At 61.7% G+C, this 17,619-nt stretch carries 18 protein-coding genes and 3 pseudogenes; 13 read left to right on the top strand and 8 right to left on the bottom strand.

Going from position 1 to position 17,619, the window contains the following annotated elements; genetic code table 11:
* Positions 1–160: 160 nt before the first annotated feature.
* Positions 161–505: a hypothetical protein gene (locus ACZ889_RS23925; RefSeq protein ID WP_047604536.1), complete on the top strand. Its 345-nt coding sequence runs from the start codon at positions 161–163 to the stop codon at positions 503–505.
* A 128-nt stretch (positions 506–633) separates the two neighbouring features.
* Here ACZ889_RS23925 and ACZ889_RS23920 read toward each other — a convergent pair whose 3' ends face one another.
* The 3 genes from ACZ889_RS23920 to ACZ889_RS23910 are packed head-to-tail and all read right to left on the bottom strand — an operon-like array spanning position 634 to position 2,600.
* A complete protein-coding gene (locus ACZ889_RS23920; protein ID WP_476257866.1) occupies positions 634–1,473 on the bottom strand; it encodes an oxidoreductase in 840 nt (279 codons plus the stop codon).
* A gap of 43 nt (positions 1,474–1,516) precedes the next feature.
* Positions 1,517–1,804 carry a putative quinol monooxygenase gene (locus ACZ889_RS23915; RefSeq protein ID WP_180689481.1) on the bottom strand — a complete coding sequence of 96 codons (288 nt, stop codon included), beginning with the start codon at positions 1,802–1,804 and terminating at the stop codon, positions 1,517–1,519.
* Positions 1,805–1,835: 31 nt separating this feature from the next.
* A complete protein-coding gene (locus ACZ889_RS23910) occupies positions 1,836–2,600 on the bottom strand; it encodes an SDR family NAD(P)-dependent oxidoreductase (RefSeq protein WP_014859533.1) in 765 nt (254 codons plus the stop codon).
* Positions 2,601–2,896: 296 nt separating this feature from the next.
* Here ACZ889_RS23910 and ACZ889_RS23905 point away from each other — a divergent pair.
* Positions 2,897–3,016: pseudogene (locus ACZ889_RS23905) on the top strand (helix-turn-helix domain-containing protein); the annotation flags it as partial.
* Positions 3,017–3,198: 182 nt separating this feature from the next.
* Here ACZ889_RS23905 and ACZ889_RS23900 read toward each other — a convergent pair.
* From ACZ889_RS23900 to ACZ889_RS23890, 3 genes and pseudogenes are all read right to left on the bottom strand, one after another.
* Positions 3,199–4,105: pseudogene (locus ACZ889_RS23900) on the bottom strand (helix-turn-helix domain-containing protein).
* Between the two features lie 212 nt (positions 4,106–4,317).
* A complete protein-coding gene (locus tag ACZ889_RS23895) occupies positions 4,318–4,572 on the bottom strand; it encodes an Atu4866 domain-containing protein (protein ID WP_014754027.1) in 255 nt (84 codons plus the stop codon).
* Between the two features lie 29 nt (positions 4,573–4,601).
* Positions 4,602–5,339 (bottom strand): SDR family oxidoreductase, encoded by a 738-nt coding sequence (locus tag ACZ889_RS23890; protein WP_012053248.1) that lies wholly within the window; start codon positions 5,337–5,339, stop codon positions 4,602–4,604.
* A gap of 268 nt (positions 5,340–5,607) precedes the next feature.
* Here ACZ889_RS23890 and ACZ889_RS23885 point away from each other — a divergent pair.
* The 6 genes and pseudogenes from ACZ889_RS23885 to ACZ889_RS23860 all read left to right on the top strand — a co-directional run.
* Positions 5,608–5,790: pseudogene (locus ACZ889_RS23885) on the top strand (LysR family transcriptional regulator); the annotation flags it as partial.
* A 58-nt stretch (positions 5,791–5,848) separates the two neighbouring features.
* Positions 5,849–6,772, top strand: coding sequence for an NADP-dependent oxidoreductase (locus ACZ889_RS23880; protein WP_476257865.1), 924 nt, complete (start codon positions 5,849–5,851; stop codon positions 6,770–6,772).
* Positions 6,773–7,119: 347 nt separating this feature from the next.
* On the top strand, positions 7,120–7,578 hold the full coding sequence (locus tag ACZ889_RS23875) for a phage infection protein (protein ID WP_476257864.1): 459 nt from the start codon (positions 7,120–7,122) through the stop codon (positions 7,576–7,578).
* 135 nt (positions 7,579–7,713) lie between these two features.
* Positions 7,714–8,622, top strand: coding sequence for an AraC family transcriptional regulator (locus tag ACZ889_RS23870; protein ID WP_014754024.1), 909 nt, complete (start codon positions 7,714–7,716; stop codon positions 8,620–8,622).
* A 263-nt stretch (positions 8,623–8,885) separates the two neighbouring features.
* Positions 8,886–10,922 (top strand): NADPH-dependent 2,4-dienoyl-CoA reductase, encoded by a 2,037-nt coding sequence (locus tag ACZ889_RS23865; RefSeq protein WP_108079100.1) that lies wholly within the window; start codon positions 8,886–8,888, stop codon positions 10,920–10,922.
* Positions 10,923–11,158: 236 nt separating this feature from the next.
* The gene (locus ACZ889_RS23860) at positions 11,159–12,052 is read left to right on the top strand and encodes a 1-aminocyclopropane-1-carboxylate deaminase/D-cysteine desulfhydrase (protein WP_180689485.1); all 894 of its coding nucleotides are present in this window, start codon (positions 11,159–11,161) and stop codon (positions 12,050–12,052) included.
* Here the strand turns inward: ACZ889_RS23860 and ACZ889_RS23855 are convergent.
* Both ACZ889_RS23855 and ACZ889_RS23850 read right to left on the bottom strand, forming a co-directional pair.
* Complete coding sequence (locus tag ACZ889_RS23855) at positions 12,043–12,588, bottom strand: cytochrome b (RefSeq protein ID WP_003247218.1); 546 nt, start codon at positions 12,586–12,588, stop codon at positions 12,043–12,045. The genes ACZ889_RS23860 and ACZ889_RS23855 overlap by 10 nt on opposite strands.
* A gap of 162 nt (positions 12,589–12,750) precedes the next feature.
* A complete protein-coding gene (locus tag ACZ889_RS23850) occupies positions 12,751–13,773 on the bottom strand; it encodes a DUF1853 family protein (protein WP_060538795.1) in 1,023 nt (340 codons plus the stop codon).
* Between ACZ889_RS23850 and ACZ889_RS23845 the strand changes: the two genes are divergently transcribed.
* The 5 genes from ACZ889_RS23845 to ACZ889_RS23825 are packed head-to-tail and all read left to right on the top strand — an operon-like array spanning position 13,772 to position 17,618.
* The gene (locus tag ACZ889_RS23845; RefSeq protein ID WP_003247220.1) at positions 13,772–14,662 is read left to right on the top strand and encodes an NAD(+) kinase; all 891 of its coding nucleotides are present in this window, start codon (positions 13,772–13,774) and stop codon (positions 14,660–14,662) included. The genes ACZ889_RS23850 and ACZ889_RS23845 overlap by 2 nt on opposite strands.
* A complete protein-coding gene (locus ACZ889_RS23840) occupies positions 14,662–15,633 on the top strand; it encodes a metallophosphoesterase (RefSeq protein WP_003247221.1) in 972 nt (323 codons plus the stop codon). The genes ACZ889_RS23845 and ACZ889_RS23840 overlap by 1 nt, the downstream gene beginning before the upstream one ends.
* The gene (locus ACZ889_RS23835; protein ID WP_060538796.1) at positions 15,630–16,517 is read left to right on the top strand and encodes a rhomboid family intramembrane serine protease; all 888 of its coding nucleotides are present in this window, start codon (positions 15,630–15,632) and stop codon (positions 16,515–16,517) included. The genes ACZ889_RS23840 and ACZ889_RS23835 overlap by 4 nt, the downstream gene beginning before the upstream one ends.
* 13 nt (positions 16,518–16,530) lie before the next feature.
* Positions 16,531–16,791, top strand: a complete 261-nt coding sequence (locus ACZ889_RS23830) for a YeaC family protein (protein WP_003247224.1) — start codon at positions 16,531–16,533, stop codon at positions 16,789–16,791.
* The gene (locus ACZ889_RS23825; RefSeq protein WP_003247225.1) at positions 16,788–17,618 is read left to right on the top strand and encodes a DUF2797 domain-containing protein; all 831 of its coding nucleotides are present in this window, start codon (positions 16,788–16,790) and stop codon (positions 17,616–17,618) included. The genes ACZ889_RS23830 and ACZ889_RS23825 overlap by 4 nt, the downstream gene beginning before the upstream one ends.
* The last annotated feature ends 1 nt before the right edge of the window (position 17,619 follow it).

Raw genomic sequence — 17,619 nt, 5'->3', positions numbered from 1 at the left:
GCCTGGGCATCCTAGACAGTTGGGCCGCCCCCGGCTTTGAGACGTTTCTTAAATTGCCGCGCGGTTTAAATGCCTGCTTTGTGAACTGCCTCACGCGCGCAGACGGCCCGGTCACTGCTCATCCGATAGGCTCAAACGTGGGTATCGGGGAGTGGAAACCATGAGCGGCAAGCGATTCGCATTGAGTGTTGCAATGAGTCTGGCCCTGGTCGGTCAGGCCCAGGCAGGCGCCGTCGTCGCCTCGGGCATGCTGCAGTTCACTGGCAGCATCGTCGAGCCGTCCTGCACGACTACCGTGGGCAGTGCCGGTTGGCGTATGGATGACTGTCCGGCGCTGGCGCGTGACAGCGTCATCGGCATTGAGGGCGTGGACGGCCAGGCACTGCCGGTGCAGGCGGTACGCGTCGATCAGGGGGCCACGGTCGACCAGGCCTACAGGCTGGTCGACGGGCGCGGCGAGCCGCTGACCCAAGGCCATTACGTGGTGATCCTGACCTCACCTTGAGGGCGGGCAGCCGCTCGCTCGCGCTTTGGAGAACATCTTCAGCTTCAGCTCTCAACACAACATGAATTGCCGTACAGGCAATCCGCCGGTTCGTTTGGATGGCGGCTCGGGAAGCGAGCCGCTGGTTCTCAAACCTGGGGCGCTGGAAAATCGACGCCGCGAGCGGTGGCTTCCCAGACGCTGAACTCCGTACGCATGGCGGACAGCTTGGCCATCGCCACATCGAATGCTCTGTTGCCTAGCAGCAGGCGGTGTGGTGGCTGAGGCGAAGTAACCGCAGTATGAATCGCCGCAGCTGCACGGGCCGGGTCCCCCTCCTGCTTGCCGACCGAAGCGTGGTAGGCACGGCGCGCCTTACCTGCGGTAACCTCGTAGTCCGCTATCGGTTCCGGCACTTCACCCGATGAGCCTGCCCATTCGGTGCGAAATGCGCTGGGCTCGACCGTCATGACACCGATCCCCAGGGGCTCAAGCTCAGCACGCAAGGTTTCCGATAACCCCTCGACAGCGAACTTGCTCGCGCAGTAGTAGCCCACTGCGGGGAAGCCCGCGAGCCCACCTATGGAGGTCAGGTTCACGATCATGCCCTGACGCCGCTGGCGCATGCCGGGCAGCACTGCTTGGATCATATGGGAGGTGCCGAAGAAATTAACGTCGAACAGGCGGCGCGCCGCCTGCGGGTCTGTTTCCTCGACAGCGGCGAAGTAACCGATACCGGCGTTGTTGACCAGTACATCCACCCTGCCGAATACGCGTTCAGCTTCAGCCACCACGGCCTTGGCCTGTTCAGCATCGGTTACATCCAGTGGCAGTACCAGCGATTGGCCGAGGCTGGCGAGATCCTGCACCTGTTCGGTCTTGCGTGCGGTGACAACCACGCGCTCGCCTTGCTTGAGCAAATGGGCTGCAATGTGGCGGCCAAAACCGGTGGAACAGCCGGTTACCAGCCAGGTGTTCTGTGTACTCATGGTAGGGTCCTCCTGCAAGTGGTCGGGTTCAGTGCTTGATCGTCTAGGCGCGCCGCTCGAACGTATGGACCTTGGGGACCTCGCTGCAGAACGTGTCGAGTTCGGTCATGAAGGCCTGCACATAAGGTGTCTGCAGATGTCCGTCAAAGGCCTCGGACGAGTGCCAGTCCTCGTAAACGAGCCACCCCTCGACCGAGTCGCCCGATTGGTAGATGTCGTAACGGATGCAGCCAGGCTCCTGCCGTGTGGGGCCGACCAGCGCCAACAGGCGCTGGCCGAGGGCACCGCTTTGCCCGGGGCGTGCGGTGAAGAACGCGAGCTTTGTGAGCATGCTATGGGCTCCTTTATGGGTGATAGACCGATCAACCGGCGGTCACGGTCATGCCGCCGTCGGCCATGACAACCGAACCGACCATGAAGCTCGCCCGTTCGGACGCGAGAAACGCGACGAGCTCGGCAATTTCTTCCGGCTGTGCGGCACGGCCGATGGGGGCCGCTTCGCCGTGCTTGGCAAGAAAGCCAGGACCGTCTTCGACCACGTCATTGAGGATGTTGGTGACCACGTCGCCGACGCCGATGGCATTGACGCGGATACCGTACTCGATGGCTTCGAGTGCCAGCGTACGGGTCAGCTGTGCCAGCGCACCCTTGGAGGCGGTGTACGCCGCGATGGTTGGAAAGGCGAAGTAGGCGGCATAGGAGGCGATATTGACGATTGCGCCGGACTTGTTAGGCATCATTGCCTTGACTGCCTCGCGGCAATGCAGAAAGGCCGCGGTGGTATTAACCGCCTGGATGCGCTCCCAGTCTTCGCGGGTCATGTCGATGACCAGTTTGTTGATGATGATCCCGGCGTTATTCACCAAAATGTCCAGCCGGCCGAACCGCTCGACGGCAAGGCCTACGGCACGTTCTGCAGCGCCATCTTCGCTGATGTCCGCCACCAGTGGGACCAGCCCTGGACGTGCGAGGTCTTCTACGGCAGGGTCGATATCTTCGGCAACGACCTTGGCGCCACGTGCATGCAGCAAAAGCGCAATTGCCTTGCCGATGCCACTGGCGGCGCCGGTGACCAGCGCGACTTTGCCTTCGACTTCATGGGGAATGTTGGGCGTGATAGTAGTCATGATGCTCTCCTGCGTTGTGAGCCGAGGAGACATTCGCCGGCTCTAGCCTGTAAGGAACGGCTTTACTGTCGCGCAACGCGCAGAGAGAGGCTTTCGTAAGCTTGCCGAGGCTGTCGGGATTTTGCGCCGATATGCAGTCCCTCGGTCCGTAAGCGCAAATCATGCTTTGAATCGCAGCCAACCCCGCCATCCAGGAGCGGAGTAAACACAGGGACACCTGGCTCATCGGGGCTTTGACCCGCTGGCTTACCTGCAAACCTCAGATAATATGAGCCGGAACGTTCGAGAGAAGAGCAATGATTTCAGACCCGGGTACCCCAACGCTCGATCAACTGCGGGTATTTCTTGCAGTAGTCGATGTCGGCAGTTTTGCTGGAGCAGCGCGCAAGTTGCATCCGGTCCGGGCTGCCGTTGCCCTGAATGCGCCGATTCCTGCGTTGGCCAGTTAAGGTGTCGCTCGCGCTTACGCAACGCCGCTGCACGGTTGCCGGCTCGCTGAGCCCCTGGCTGTTCGGCTGGAGGGATCTTGAAGGCACACTGGGCGGTCGGTAACAAAAACCGATGCGTTCGCCGAGCTTCTATACGGCATCGTGTTCCCCTATTGGCGGTATTGCGTGGGCGTTACGCCCACACTCGCGTTTGAACACCTGTGAGAAATGGCTGTGACTGCAATACCCAACCTCCAGGCCTACATCGATGATGCTCTGATCGGTCTCGAGGAGAAGCTGCCGGGCCCGAGCCATCCTCAACCTGATGAAGAACTGCAAGGGTGAATATCCGGCGGCTTTTTTGAACATTCGGCTGAAGTGGCATTCACTCATCCCGGCAACCTCGGCCAATTGTCTTAAATTGAAGTCCTTAGCCAGATCGGCTTCCATGGCCGCCAGCACGCGCCGAAACTTGTACGCAGGGAGAGCGTTGCGGCGTGGGCGATCGTCCGCTGAGCTATCCAGGTAATTGCGGGCAAGGTAGACGGCGATGCATTGGGCAAGACCTTGCAAATACAGCGGGCTCGCGCCACGTCCCATGAGTTCCTGCCGAACATGCTCCAGCAGTACCGACAGTCCTTCGTCACGCCCGCCTGACACTTCCCGCAGGCGAACGGCCTCGACAGGCCCGCCCAGTATTTCATGGATGGCTTTTTCCAGGAGCGGGACACCGAGATAGATGTGCATGACTTCAAAGTCGTCTGCGCTGGAGACGTTCCAACGCATCTCATACGGTTGCGCCGAAGTGGTCAAAAAGAAATCGCCTTTAGCAACTTCGCTGGTTTCCCATTGGCCCCCAAGCTCACGTTCCTGTACGGCAGCGTTTCCCGAAATGATCCAGACCAGCAAGGGTTCGGCCACCGCTGGGACGATGAAGTTACCTTCCTCACGTTCCCGGTTGAAAATCTGCACCAAGATGTCCCGGTCGGCCAGCACGTCCGAAGCGGCAATTCGCTTGCCCCGGATGTGTGCCTCCAAACCATGGGCAGAAGTCCGCTCTGTCACATCCAGGGTCATAGTGTCCTCCCTCTTTCTTGGCGAGTACGCAGGATAAAAGCTGCCTCGCTTCCTGGGTGCCGTACGGTCAGGTACAGGTTCAAGGCGGACAGAGCGCGGTGTATTTCACCTGATCTGGTCACGGCAGTGAGAACACACTCTGGACGCAACGGCAGGGCTTTCAGGGTTCAGAGTCACGACAAAGCCGGAATGTCTCCATTCCGGCTTGCGCTTCAACGTTCGGGGTATAAAACCATCCCGGCGTGGTACAACACATTGTTGCGAAACTCACCATCAGCGGTAAATCCAGTGTCATCGACATACTCGATGTGATCACCCTCCAACCAATAGCGGCCCTGGTAAGCACTTGCTTGCCGACCGCGTGCTTCGTCGTAGCGGCCCCCGGGCAAGAGTTCATGGCGAATCCGACCGTCAGCCGTCACCCACATGCCAACGTATGTGTTCTGGTTTCCATATGGCTTGCCCATCTCTGTTCCTCGCTATCGTCAATAGAGCATCAGAATGGACTCGCGGTTGGACGCACGATCAGCTCGCTGACGTCGACATCCGCTGGCTGCTCGACCGCGTAGGCAATCGCACGGGCAATGGCCGCAGCGGGAATCGCGATCTTGCGGAACTCCCTCATCTCCGTGCGTCCGCCTTCATCCGAAATGCTGTCGGCCAGCTCCGATTCGGTAACGCCTGGTGCAATCACCGTGACTCGAATATCACCCCCGACCTCTTGACGCAGACCTTCGGAAATTGCCCGGACGGCATATTTGGTGGCGCAGTACACCGCAGCGGTAGGGCTCACGGCGTAGGCACCAATTGAGGCGATATTGATGATCTGGCCAGCACGCTGCTGTTGCATGAGCGGCAGCGTTGCAGCAATACCGTGTAGTACGCCGCGAATGTTCACGTCGATCATCCGGTTCCACTCATTGACCTTCAACGCTTCCAGTTTCGAGAGTGGCATTACGCCGGCATTGTTGATGAGTACGTCGACGCGACCATGCAATTCGACAGCGAAATCGATGAAGGACTGCATGTCGTCCAGGCTGGTGACGTCCAGTGCCAGCACATCAGCGGTACCGCCTGCTGAACGAATGTCATCGGCCAGGGCTTCAAGGCGGTCGGTACGGCGGGCCCCCAGAACGACGCGAGCGCCTTTGCTGGCGAGCAGGCGGGCTGTGGCTTCGCCGATACCACTGCTGGCGCCTGTAATCACGATGACTTTGTGTTCGATGCCGTGCATTTTTCTCACTCCTGTTCCTGGTTTCAGAGGCACCTGCTGAACGGCAGGTGTTAAGGCAAGAGTAAGAATCCTGGGGGGAACAGCGTTATGTGATTCCTGCGACGGTCATGCACGATCCTGCATGATTGATCTGCGACTTATGTCAGCCCTTTGCCCGATCCTGGACTGTCTGAGGGCTGCACGAACCGGATACAACTTTTCTATTTATTCGAACATAAATGCCGAAACTAACCGGCTATTAAGCAAAGGCGTATGGAGCCACACTCTCACCCGAACTGCTGCAGTCGTACTGGCGTTGTTCAGTGTTCTCACCGCAGCGATTTTCCACAGCGCGCTGGCCGACCAGGCCCAGTTCATCCATTTCTTCAAGAACATCGCGATGGCCGGTGGCTTGCTGCAGACCTTGGCTTTTGGTGCAGGCCGCTTCAGCTTGGACGCCCGTCGTCAGTAGTCGAAGTGCAGCGGCACAGAGCGTCTGGGGCATCATCACCTTACCAATGGGAAAAACTATGAAAGCTATCCAAGTGGCACAGTACGGTCAGGTTCAGGGGTTGGAACTCAAAGATATCCCAGATTTGGTGCCCAATGACGACCAGGTTTTAATCAATGTCGCGGGGAGTGGAGTCAACCCGATTGACTGGAAGATCCTCTCAGGGGCAATGAAGCAATTCATCCCATTGTCTTTGCCCTATACGCCGGGGGTCGAGGTTGCCGGTACCGTTGCAGCGGTTGGCAAAAATGTCCAAGGGTTTGTTGTGGGGGATGAGGTATTCGGTTTCATAGGCATAGTCGGTGGCTACGCGACTCAGGCCGTGGCAGCCGCCGACAGGCTTGCGCATAAGCCCGCCGGCCTGCCGCTCCTCCACGCCAGTGGCATTCCTGCTGCAGCGCTTACCGCCTGGCAAGCACTGCATGAACACGCCAACCTACAGTCGGGTCAAACAGTGTTGATTCACGGGGCTGCGGGAGGCGTAGGAAGTTTCGCCGTACAGCTGGCTCGCCTGGCCGGTGCCTATGTATTGACAACGGCCTCGGCCGGCAACCGAGACTACCTGAATTCACTCGGGGCACAGCAGGTCATTGACTATACCGCGCAACGGTTCGAAGACTTGGCTGAAGAGATCGATGTTGTTCTCGACCTGGTAGGAGGAGAAACGCAAGACCGTTCATGGACGATTGTCAAACGAGGAGGTGTACTTGTATCTACCGTCAGCCCACCCGACCCGCAGAAGGCGCGTGAACACGACGCTGTCGGCAAACATTTCGCTACCCGTTCGGACGGGCGCCAGTTAGCACAGATCGCGCAATTGATTGCTGAGGAGAAGTTGCGCGTCGAGGTTGAGGTGATGCCACTTTCCAAGGTGACCGACGCTATAACGCTGAGCTCAGGGGGGCATACCCGCGGCAAACGTGTCCTGGATGTCAATCGTTGAACAGCGGTTAACTGTATTAGGCTTTTTATGAAAAGCCTAGAAAAGGGATGCCTGCTCCTGGCTGAAGCCTCGTCCCCGAGATGCCTCGCCGCAGGAATGTGCAAAATCATCGCAGGAAACCCATAACGGGTTCATTACCGCCGCCTTAATCTGAGCCCAAGCAGCAAGCGAACCCACTGCTGCTGCCGGCCATCAGAGCGACCAAGCCTGGAAGCATACAGGCATCAACGTCACGCTTTGCACTGACAACCGGCAACGAATCCATCGCTAATTTCGGAGTCGCTGTCATGAAAAATGTTAACAAAATGATGATTGGAGTCGCCTTAACTGTTCTGAGCGCAAGTTCGATGGCGCTTCCAGCCAAAGAGCAAGGCAACTGGACCCATAAACCTTGCAAATACCTGTGTTCACCAATCCTGGTCGAGGACGGTGCAGACCGACTCAATGGCCGTCGGGTTGCCGAGGACGGTGCAGACCGACTCAATGGCCGTCGGGTCGCCGAGGACGGTGCAGACCGACTCAATGGCCGTCGGGTTGCCGAGGACGGTGCAGACCGACTCAATGGCCGTCGGGTCGCCGAGGGCGGTGCAGACCGACTCAATGGCCGTCGGGTTGCCGAGGACGGTGCAGACCGACTCAATGGCCGTCGGGTCGCCGAGGACGGTGCAGACCGACTCAATGGCCGTCGGGTTGCCGAGGACGGTGCAGACCGACTCAATGGCCGTCGGGTCGCCGAGGACGGTGCAGACCGACTCAATGGCCGTCGGGTCGCCGAGGACGGTTCGGACCGAGTCATCAATGCCTGATGTGCCTGGGCTGCGCCAAAAGCCCGGAAAAACCGGGCTTTTGGCAGATCAAATGATCCATTCGGCATCTACCCAAATGGATGCGAACCCACCTATCCTCTGCAATCGGGACAGCCGAACGGGGAGGTAACGGTAGTGAGTGATCTGGACGATGAGCTGACACGCCTCAGGGCCGAACTGGCATCAGCGATGCAACGTTTTGCTCCGACATACGGCGTCTATCAAACGGCGATTGATCCGTTGCATTTCATACGCAGCGACACGCCAACAGACGTCATCCATACGGTTCATAAACCGGGATTGTGCATAATTGTACAGGGCCGGAAACAGATCCAGTTGTGGGATGAAAGCTATACCTACGATCAACTGAACTATCTGGTTGTCTCTGTGACACTGCCTCTGGCTGGGCAAGTGACCGAGGCCTCTCCAGAGAGGCCCTACTTCTGCATTCGCCTGGATATCGACCCGGCAGAAATCGCTCAGCTGATTGCCGACGTCAGCCCGATCGGCGTACCCAGCCAGCCATCTCGTCGCGGCCTCTATCTGGACAGGATTGATACCCCATTGCTTGATGCCATGTTGCGACTGGTACGTCTGTTGGATGTGCCCTCCGATATCCCGGCATTGGCTCCGCTGGCCCTCAGGGAAATATTCTACCGGTTGCTCAAAGGCCAGCAGGGCCAGCGATTACATGAGATAGCCATCAACGACAGCCAGACCCACCGGGTGACAAGAGCTATCGAATGGTTGAACAACAACTATGCGCAGCCGCTGCACATCGATGAGTTGGCGAGCTATGTCAATTTGAGTAATTCCACGCTTCACCACCGATTCAAGGCAATCACCGCGATGAGCCCGTTGCAGTACCAGAAACAACTGCGCCTGCAGCACGCACGAAGGTTGATGATTTCAGAAGGGCTGGATGTTTCCACGGCCGGGTTCACGGTGGGCTATGAGAGCCCGTCACAGTTCAGCAGAGAATACAGCCGGATGTTCGGAGCCCCTCCAAGCAAGGACATCGCAAAGATTCGATCGATGGGATGAGTTGCAAGGTGGAACGGGCATGCAAAGAGGCTCCCCCTATGCCCCGCAAGCAAGTAAAGGGGGGCAGCGTAGGGGTATTGATACCGGTCGGGCCTATGCGTCAGCCCTCAGCAGTCTCGCTGTGCGCCAGGATCAATAACTTGTCAGTTTCGATCATTGAGCCCTTTCAAACGGCTGTTTAATGTCGCTGACAGACAAACGACGGGGCCCGCCACCCAGTGAGGTGCCCGCAATCCGTGATCACGCCATCAGGGGACCTTTCCATGGCCGCCGACCGCTACCCGCACCTGCTTGCCCCGCTGGACCTGGGCTTTACCACCTTGCGCAACCGCACCCTGATGGGCTCGATGCACACCGGCCTCGAAGAGCGCCCCGGCGGCTTCGAGCGCATGGCTGCATACTTTGCCGAGCGCGCCCGCGGCGGCGTTGGCCTGATGGTCACGGGCGGCATCGCGCCCAATGATGAAGGCGGGGTGTATTCCGGTGCGGCAAAGCTCAGCACCGAGGAAGAGGCCGACAAGCACCGCATCGTCACCGAGGCGGTGCACGCTGCCGGTGGCAAGATCTGCCTGCAGATCCTGCATGCCGGGCGCTACGCCTACAGCCCACGCCAGGTGGCACCTAGCGCGATTCAGGCGCCGATCAACCCGTTCAAGCCCAAGGCGCTGGACGAGGAGGGTATCGAGAAGCAGATTGCCGACTTCGTCAATTGTGCCGTGCTGGCCCAGCGTGCCGGTTACGACGGTGTCGAGATCATGGGGTCGGAAGGCTACTTCATCAACCAGTTCCTCGCCGCCCACACCAACCACCGCACCGACCGCTGGGGCGGCAGTTATGAAAACCGCATGCGCCTGGCAGTGGAAATCGTCAGCCGGGTGCGTGGCGCGGTAGGGCCGAACTTCATCATCATCTTCCGCCTGTCGATGCTCGACCTGGTCGAGGGTGGCAGCACCTGGGACGAGATCGAGTTGCTGGCCAAGGCCATCGAGCAGGCCGGCGCTACCTTGATCAACACCGGAATCGGTTGGCACGAGGCGCGCATTCCGACCATCGCCACCAAGGTGCCGCGTGCGGCCTTCAGCAAAGTCACCGCCAAGTTGCGGGGCGTGGTGAGCATTCCACTGATCACCACCAACCGCATCAACACCCCGGAGGTGGCCGAGGCGGTGCTGGCCGAGGGCGATGCGGACATGGTCTCGATGGCCCGACCGTTTCTCGCCGACCCGGACTTCGTCAACAAGGCCGCTGCCGGTCGCGCGGATGAAATCAACACCTGCATCGGCTGCAACCAGGCCTGCCTGGACCACACCTTCGGCGGCAAACTGACCAGTTGCCTGGTCAACCCGCGTGCCTGCCACGAGACCGAACTCAACTACCTGCCTGTACGTACGGTGAAGCGCATTGCCGTGGTAGGCGCCGGCCCGGCTGGCCTGGCGGCGGCCACCGTGGCGGCCGAGCGGGGCCACGCGGTGACCCTGTTTGACGCCGCCAGCGAAATCGGTGGCCAGTTCAACGTGGCCAAGCGGGTGCCGGGCAAGGAAGAATTCTTCGAAACGCTGCGTTACTTCCGCAACAAGGTCAAAAGCACGGGCGTCGACCTGCGCCTGAATACCCGTGTGGATGTGCAGGCACTGGTGGGCGGCGGCTTTGATGAAATCATCCTGGCTACCGGCATCGCCCCGCGTACCCCGGCCATTGCGGGCGTGGAGCACGCCAAGGTGCTCAGCTACCTGGACGTACTGCTCGAGCGCAAGCCTGTGGGCAAGTCGGTGGCCGTGATTGGCGCGGGAGGTATCGGCTTCGATGTGTCCGAGTACCTGGTACATGAGGGCGTGGCCACCAGCCAGGACCGAGCGGCATTCTGGAAAGAGTGGGGCATCGATACCCACCTTCAGGCGCGAGGTGGTGTGGCCGGGATCAAGGCCGAGCCGCATGCTCCGGCGCGGCAGGTGTACCTGTTGCAGCGCAAGAAATCCAAGGTGGGTGACGGGCTCGGCAAGACGACCGGCTGGATTCACCGCACCGGGTTGAAGAACAAGGGGGTGCAGATGCTCAACAGCGTCGAGTATCTGGCTATCGACGATGCCGGCCTGCACATTCGTGTGGACGGCGGCGAGCCGCAGGTGCTGGCGGTGGATAACGTGGTGATCTGTGCCGGGCAAGATCCGCTGCGCGAGCTGCAGGAAGGGCTGGTGGCGGCGGGGCAGTCGGTGCACCTGATTGGTGGCGCGGATGTGGCGGCCGAGCTGGATGCCAAGCGGGCGATCAACCAAGGCTCGCGGTTGGCGGCTGAGCTCTGAGGCCGTTGGGGCTGCGTGAACCCGACACCTGCACGTGTGGGAGCGGGCATGCCCGCGAAACAGGTGACGCGGTGGATGGCACCGGCCTTGCCGGTGTTCGCGGGTGAACCCGCTGCTACGACGGCCTGTGCCGGGGCATCGATGCCTGTGTCGAGCCACCCTGGCACTGTGATGCCTCGGCGGGGGCGACTCATCGATTACAAGCGCTTGCGGGATTACCCTGTACACTGCGATCCATGCATGTATTCGACCTCCCCCCAGCCCCCCTGCAGTTTCTGGACTTGCCCTGGCTGCGGCAAGCCCAGGTCCAGGCCGCCACTCTGCGCCTGGACCTGATTGACCCGCTGATCAGCGGCAACAAGTGGTTCAAGCTACGCCACCACCTGCAACAGGCCGGCGCCAGCCATGCTCCAGGCCTGATCAGCCTTGGCGGCAACCATTCCAACCATCTGCACGCCTTGGCCGCTGCCGGCAAGCGTTTCGGCTTCGCCACCGTCGGCCTGTTACGCGGCCATGCCCAGGACACGCCAACCGTGCGTGACCTGCAGGCGCTGGGCATGAAACTGCATTGGCTAGGCTACGGCGGCTACCGTGCGCGTAACGAGCCAGGCTTTTGGGCTTCCTGGCAGGCGCGCTACCCAGGCTGGCACTGCATCCCCGAAGGGGGCGGCGGGCTGGCCGGTGCGCAGGGCTGCGCGCTGATCATGCAGCAGGCGCGCGCGCAAATCTCGGCCTTGGGGTGGTCAGACTACGACGCCTGGTGGTTGGCTGCCGGAACGGGGACTACCTTGGCCGGCCTGGTAATGGCGGAGGCAGGGGCGCATGCCGTGCATGGCGCCTTGGCCGTACCCAGGGATCATGGGGTGCCGGAGACGGTGGCAGCACTGGCCGGCACGCACGGCTACCAGCTACACGACGCCTGCCGTGGCGGTTTCGGAAAATTCGACGATGCGCTACTGACGTTCATCGCCGACTGCGAGCAGCACACTGACGTGCCGCTCGAAGCCCTCTATACCGGCAAGGCTCTGCTGGCCTTGCGTGATCAGGTCGCTGCCGGGCTGTTCAAGCCCGGCAGCCGCCTGATCTTCGTGCACACAGGCGGCCTGCAGGGGCGACGCGGTTACTTGTAAGGCAGCATGCGCAACAGCGTGTTGTCGCGCTGCACATAGTGATGGTAAAGCCCGGCCAGTGCATGCAGGCCGATCAGCCAGTAGCCCCAGCTGCCAATACGCTCATGCCAGCCTTTGATGAACTTGGCCTGGTCCGGGTTCGGGCCGATCAGATGTGGCAGCTCCAGGCCAAAGAACGGCACCGGTTTGTCGGCGGCGCTGAGGATCAGCCAGCCGGCCAGCGGCAGGCCGATCATCATCAGGTACAGTGCCAGGTGCATCAGGTGCGCCAGGCCAGTCTGCCAGGCCGGTGGTTTTGGCACGATGGGCGGAGTCGGGCGGCTCAGGCGCATGGCCAGACGCAGCCAGACCAGCACGAACACGCTGAGCCCGAGCATGAAGTGCAGGTCCTTCATCAGGTTGCGTTCGACGCTGTCCTTGGGGAACAGGCCACGCAGTTCGATGAGTGCATAGACAGCGGCCAGCAGCACCAGCATCAGCCAATGCAGGGCGATGGACAGGCGCGCGTAATGGGTCGCGGGGTTGGATGAAACCATGATCGGTCCTCGTCATCAGGTCGGAAAGGCGCTCTTGCTGGCGCTCAGGCACCATTGTAATGGTTACCAGAAACGAATCTTTGCGCTGGGTCTGTGAAAATTGTGTTGCCAGCCACCTGCCTCTTCGCGGGCGGGCCCGCGAAGGGGCAGGAACAGGCGACATCAGTTACCGGGCAGATACGGCCAGTCATCAGCCACCAGAAACACCCGCTCTGCCTCCTGCCAGGCGCCCTCGGCATCAGGCACCAGTCGTACCAGCAAGTGCGCCGGTGCCTGCCGCTCCAGCACATGCAGCCACGCCGCAAACTGCTCCGCCTGCCAGCACTCACCTGACGCCACCCTAGCCGGTGCCAGCCAGGCATGCCGCTGCAGCGGCTGCCAACGCTCGCCCTCGGCCATCACCCAGTCCCGCCGACGAAGCCAGCGCCCACGCAAATGTTGCGGGTTGGCGCCCTCCGGCGCCTCGGCATGCCCAGGCCGTGGATAGAACAGGTAACCACCCAGCCACATTTGCGCCTGCACCTGCTCCACCCCTAGCTGGGCCAGCGCCTGACGGCTGTGCGCCCCCTTGGACATGGGCAATTGGTGCCCCGCCAGGTGCGCAAGCTTGGTCCCCAGGCGGTCATGGCAACCTGGCCCCAGCCAGGCATGGGGATCGTGCCCGGCGCCTTCCGGGCCCAGGTACAGCTTGATCGCCAGTTCCAGGTGGTGCACGCCGTCGCAGTCGCGCAACACCACGTCGAGCTCGCCCAAGGTGCGCCCGCCGTCGCGAATCGCCAGGTTGGCGGCCAGCAGTTCGATGCCTGGCGCCTGGCCCAGGGCAAATTGCCACAGGCGTTCGTAGTAATGCCCCAGGCGCCGGCTGCCCAATTGCGCCAGCCACTCGCGCAACGGTCGCTCATCGGCATCCAGGGCCCGCAACCATTGTTCAAGGCGTTGCGGCTGCTGCGCCCACAGGCTGCCCGCCAGCGGGTGTCGCTGGGGGCAGGGCGGGGCGCTGAGCAGGGGCGGCGACAACAGGGCCCATGCCAGGTCACGCACGGTAGAGTGCTGCAGTTGTCGGGGCAGGTCGTGAAGCTGGGCGAATGGCGTCATCCTGCGAGCATAGCCGGTTTGCCGCTGCCCGGTGGTTTCGCCCATAATCGGCGCATCGTCACCCGCCGCAGAGCCTCGCAGGAGCCCCATGGAGCAATTTCGCAATATCGGTATCATCGGTCGCCTTGGCAGCTCGCAGGTGCTCGACACCATTCGCCGACTGAAAAAATTCCTCCTCGATCGCCACCTGCACGTGATCCTCGAGGACACCATTGCCGAAGTGCTGCCCGGTCATGGCTTGCAGACGTCCACCCGCAAGCTGCTGGGCGAGGTCTGCGACCTGGTCATCGTGGTCGGCGGCGACGGCAGCCTGCTGGGCGCTGCCCGCGCGCTGGCCCGGCACAACATTCCGGTGCTGGGTATCAACCGTGGCAACCTGGGTTTTCTCACCGACATCCGCCCCGACGAGCTGGAACAAAAGGTCGCCGAAGTGCTCGACGGCCACTACCTGGTAGAAAACCGTTTCCTGCTGCAGGCCGAGGTGCGTCGCCACCATGAGGCCATCGGCCAGGGCGATGCGCTGAACGACGTGGTGCTGCACCCAGGCAAGTCCACGCGCATGATCGAGTTCGAGATCTACATCGACGGCCAGTTCGTCTGCAGCCAGAAGGCCGACGGCCTGATCGTCGCCACCCCCACCGGCTCCACCGCCTATGCGCTGTCGGCCGGTGGCCCGATCATGCACCCCAAGCTCGATGCCATCGTCATCGTGCCGATGTACCCACACACCTTGTCGGGCCGGCCGATCGTGGTTGACGGCAACAGCGAGCTGAAGATCGTGGTGTCCAAGGACCTGCAGATCTACCCGCAGGTGTCCTGTGACGGGCAGAACCACTTCACGTGCGCCCCCGGCGACACCATCACGGTCAGCAAGAAGCCGCAAAAGCTGCGCCTGATCCACCCGCTGGACCACAATTACTACGAGGTCTGCCGCACCAAACTGGGTTGGGGCAGCCGCCTGGGGAGCAGTGACGACTGATGCTCGATCCGGCGCGAAGTTTTGACATCATCGGCGACGTGCACGGCTGTGCACTGACCCTTGAACGCCTGCTCGACGCCCTCGGATACAAGCGCGTGGCTGGCGTGTGGCGCCACCCGCGACGTCAGGCGCTGTTCCTTGGCGACATCGTCGACCGCGGGCCACGCATTCGCGAGGCGCTGCACATCGTCCACGACATGGTCGAAGCCGGCCAGGCGTTCTGCATCATGGGCAACCACGAATACAATGCCCTGGGCTGGGTCACCCCGGCGCTGCCTGGCAGCGGCAAGGCCTATGTCCGCGAACACACGCCGCGGCATGCCCGGCTGATCGACGAAACCCTGACCCAGTTTGCCCAACACCCCGGCGATTGGCACGATTTCGTCAACTGGTTCTACCAGCTGCCGCTGTTCATCGATGCAGGGCGTTTCCGTCTGGTGCACGCCTGCTGGGACCCGCGGCTGATCGAGCCGCTGCGCCGGCAATACCCCGACGGACGCATCGATGAGCACTTCATCCAGGCCTCGGCGGTCAGTGGCAGTTTTGCCGACACGGTGTGCAACCGCCTGTTGCGCGGTACCGACATGCGCCTGCCGGACGGGCTGACGCTGACCGGCGGCGACGGCCTGACCCGCGCGTTCTTCCGCACCAAGTTCTGGGAAGAAGACCCGAAAACCTACGGTGACATCGTGTTCCAGCCCGATGCCCTGCCCGAGGAAGTGGCCAGCACCCCGCTCAGCCACAGCCAGAAGAACGCCTTGCTGCGCTATGACGAAGACCAGCCGATGCTGTTCGTCGGGCATTACTGGCGCAGCGGCCGCCCGGCACCGATCCGCGCCAACCTGGCCTGCCTGGACTACAGCGCCGTGCTCTACGGCAAGCTGGTCGCCTACCGGCTGGATGATGAAACCCGTATCGACCCACACAAGTTCGTCTGGGTCGACGTCGACCGCCCACAGGCCAACCAATGAACATTATCGAAGTGATGCGCCTGCCGCTGTCGGTCGACCTCAGCGGCTTCGTCCACCTGTTGCAACGCCTGCAGGTACCGCACCGGGTCAGCGAGGAGGGCGATGCCCAGGTCCTCTGGGCCCCCGACACCCTGGCCGAAGATGTGCTGCAGCTTTACCAGCGCTACCCCGACGGCAACGCCGACCTGCCGGCCAGCGCCGACCCTGTAGGGGCGGGTTCACCCGCGAATGCCCCCACACAGCCTTCTCTGGCAGCCCAGGCCAAGGCCTGCAAAATCACCACCCTGACCCTGCTGCTGTGCTTCATCGTCGCCGGCCTTACGGGGCTTGGTGACAACTTCACCACCATCAGCTGGTTCACCTTCCTCGACTTCCGTGTCCAGGGCGACTACCTGTACTTCACCTCGCTGGCGCAAACCCTGGATGACGGCCAGTGGTGGCGCCTGGTATCGCCCATGCTGCTGCATTTCGGCGTGCTGCACCTGGCCATGAACAGCCTGTGGTACTGGGAGCTGGGCAAACGCATCGAACTGCGCCAGGGCCCGTGGGCGTTGCTGGGCCTGACCCTGCTGTTCAGCCTGGTGTCCAACCTGGCCCAGCACTACACCAGCGGGCCGAGCCTGTTTGGCGGCCTGTCCGGCGTACTGTACGGCCTGCTCGGGCATATCTGGCTGTACCAGTGGCTGGCGCCTGACCGTTACTTCAACCTGCCCAAGGGCGTGCTGGTGATGATGCTGATCTGGCTGGTGGTATGCCTGACCGGCGTGGTCGGCACGCTCGGCCTTGGCCAGATCGCCAATGCCGCCCACGTCGGCGGGCTGCTCATCGGATGCCTGACCGGGCTCTTGGGTGGGGCGCTGGCCCGGCGTAAACTGTCGGCTTGAATCAGGAGACACTATGTCCACTTTCGCGCAAATGATTGAAAACATTACCCCGGAAATCTACCAGAGCCTGAAACTGGCCGTGGAAATCGGCAAATGGTCCGATGGCCGCAAGCTCACCGCCGAGCAGAAAGAGCTGTCGCTGCAGGCGGTCATCGCCTGGGAGATGAAGAACCTGCCTGAAGACCAGCGCACCGGCTACATGGGCCCTCAGGAATGCGCGTCGAAGTCCGCGCCCATCGCCAACATTCTGTTCAAGTCGGACTCGGTACATTGATCGAACTCGCACGTGGCTCGTTGAGCAAGATGGCGGTAAGCCTGCAGGCACCGGTGGTGCAGTACAGCTTCCGCCTGGATGACACGCAGGTGCCGGTCAACCCCATGATCGGCCAGCGCCTGCGCCTGGAATACCTCGGCGCCATTCATTGCAGCCATTGCGGCAAGCGCACCAAGACCAGCTTCAGCCAGGGTTACTGCTACCCGTGCATGACCAAGCTGGCCCAGTGCGATGTGTGCATCATGGCCCCGGAAAAATGCCACTACGACGCCGGCACCTGCCGGGAGCCGTCGTGGGGCGAACAGTTCTGCATGACCGACCACGTCGTCTACCTGGCCAATTCGTCGGGGATCAAGGTCGGCATCACCCGTGCCACCCAGCTGCCCACCCGCTGGCTCGACCAGGGCGCCAGCCAGGCGTTGCCGATCATGCGCGTGGCCACCCGGCAGCAATCGGGCCTGGTTGAAGACGTGTTGCGCAGCCAGGTGCCGGACCGTACCAACTGGCGCGCGCTGCTCAAGGGCGATGCCGAGGTGCTCGACCTGCCGGCCATCCGGGAGCAGGTCTTCGAAGCCTGCGCCGACGGCCTGCGCGAACTGCAGGGGCGCTTTGGCCTGCAGGCGATCCAGCCGCTGCCGGACGCCGAAGTGGTGCAGATGAACTACCCGGTCGAGGCGTACCCGAAGAAGATTGTCAGCTTCAACCTCGACAAGGACCCGGTGGCCGAGGGCACGCTGCTGGGCATCAAGGGCCAGTACCTGATCTTCGACACCGGTGTGATCAATATTCGCAAGTACACGGCCTACCAGTTGGCCGTGCTCCAGTAAA

Source organism: Pseudomonas sp. TE3895 (genome assembly GCF_056278855.1).
The sequence above is the reverse complement of the archived record's forward strand: the minus strand, read 5'-3'. Positions and strand labels throughout refer to the sequence as shown.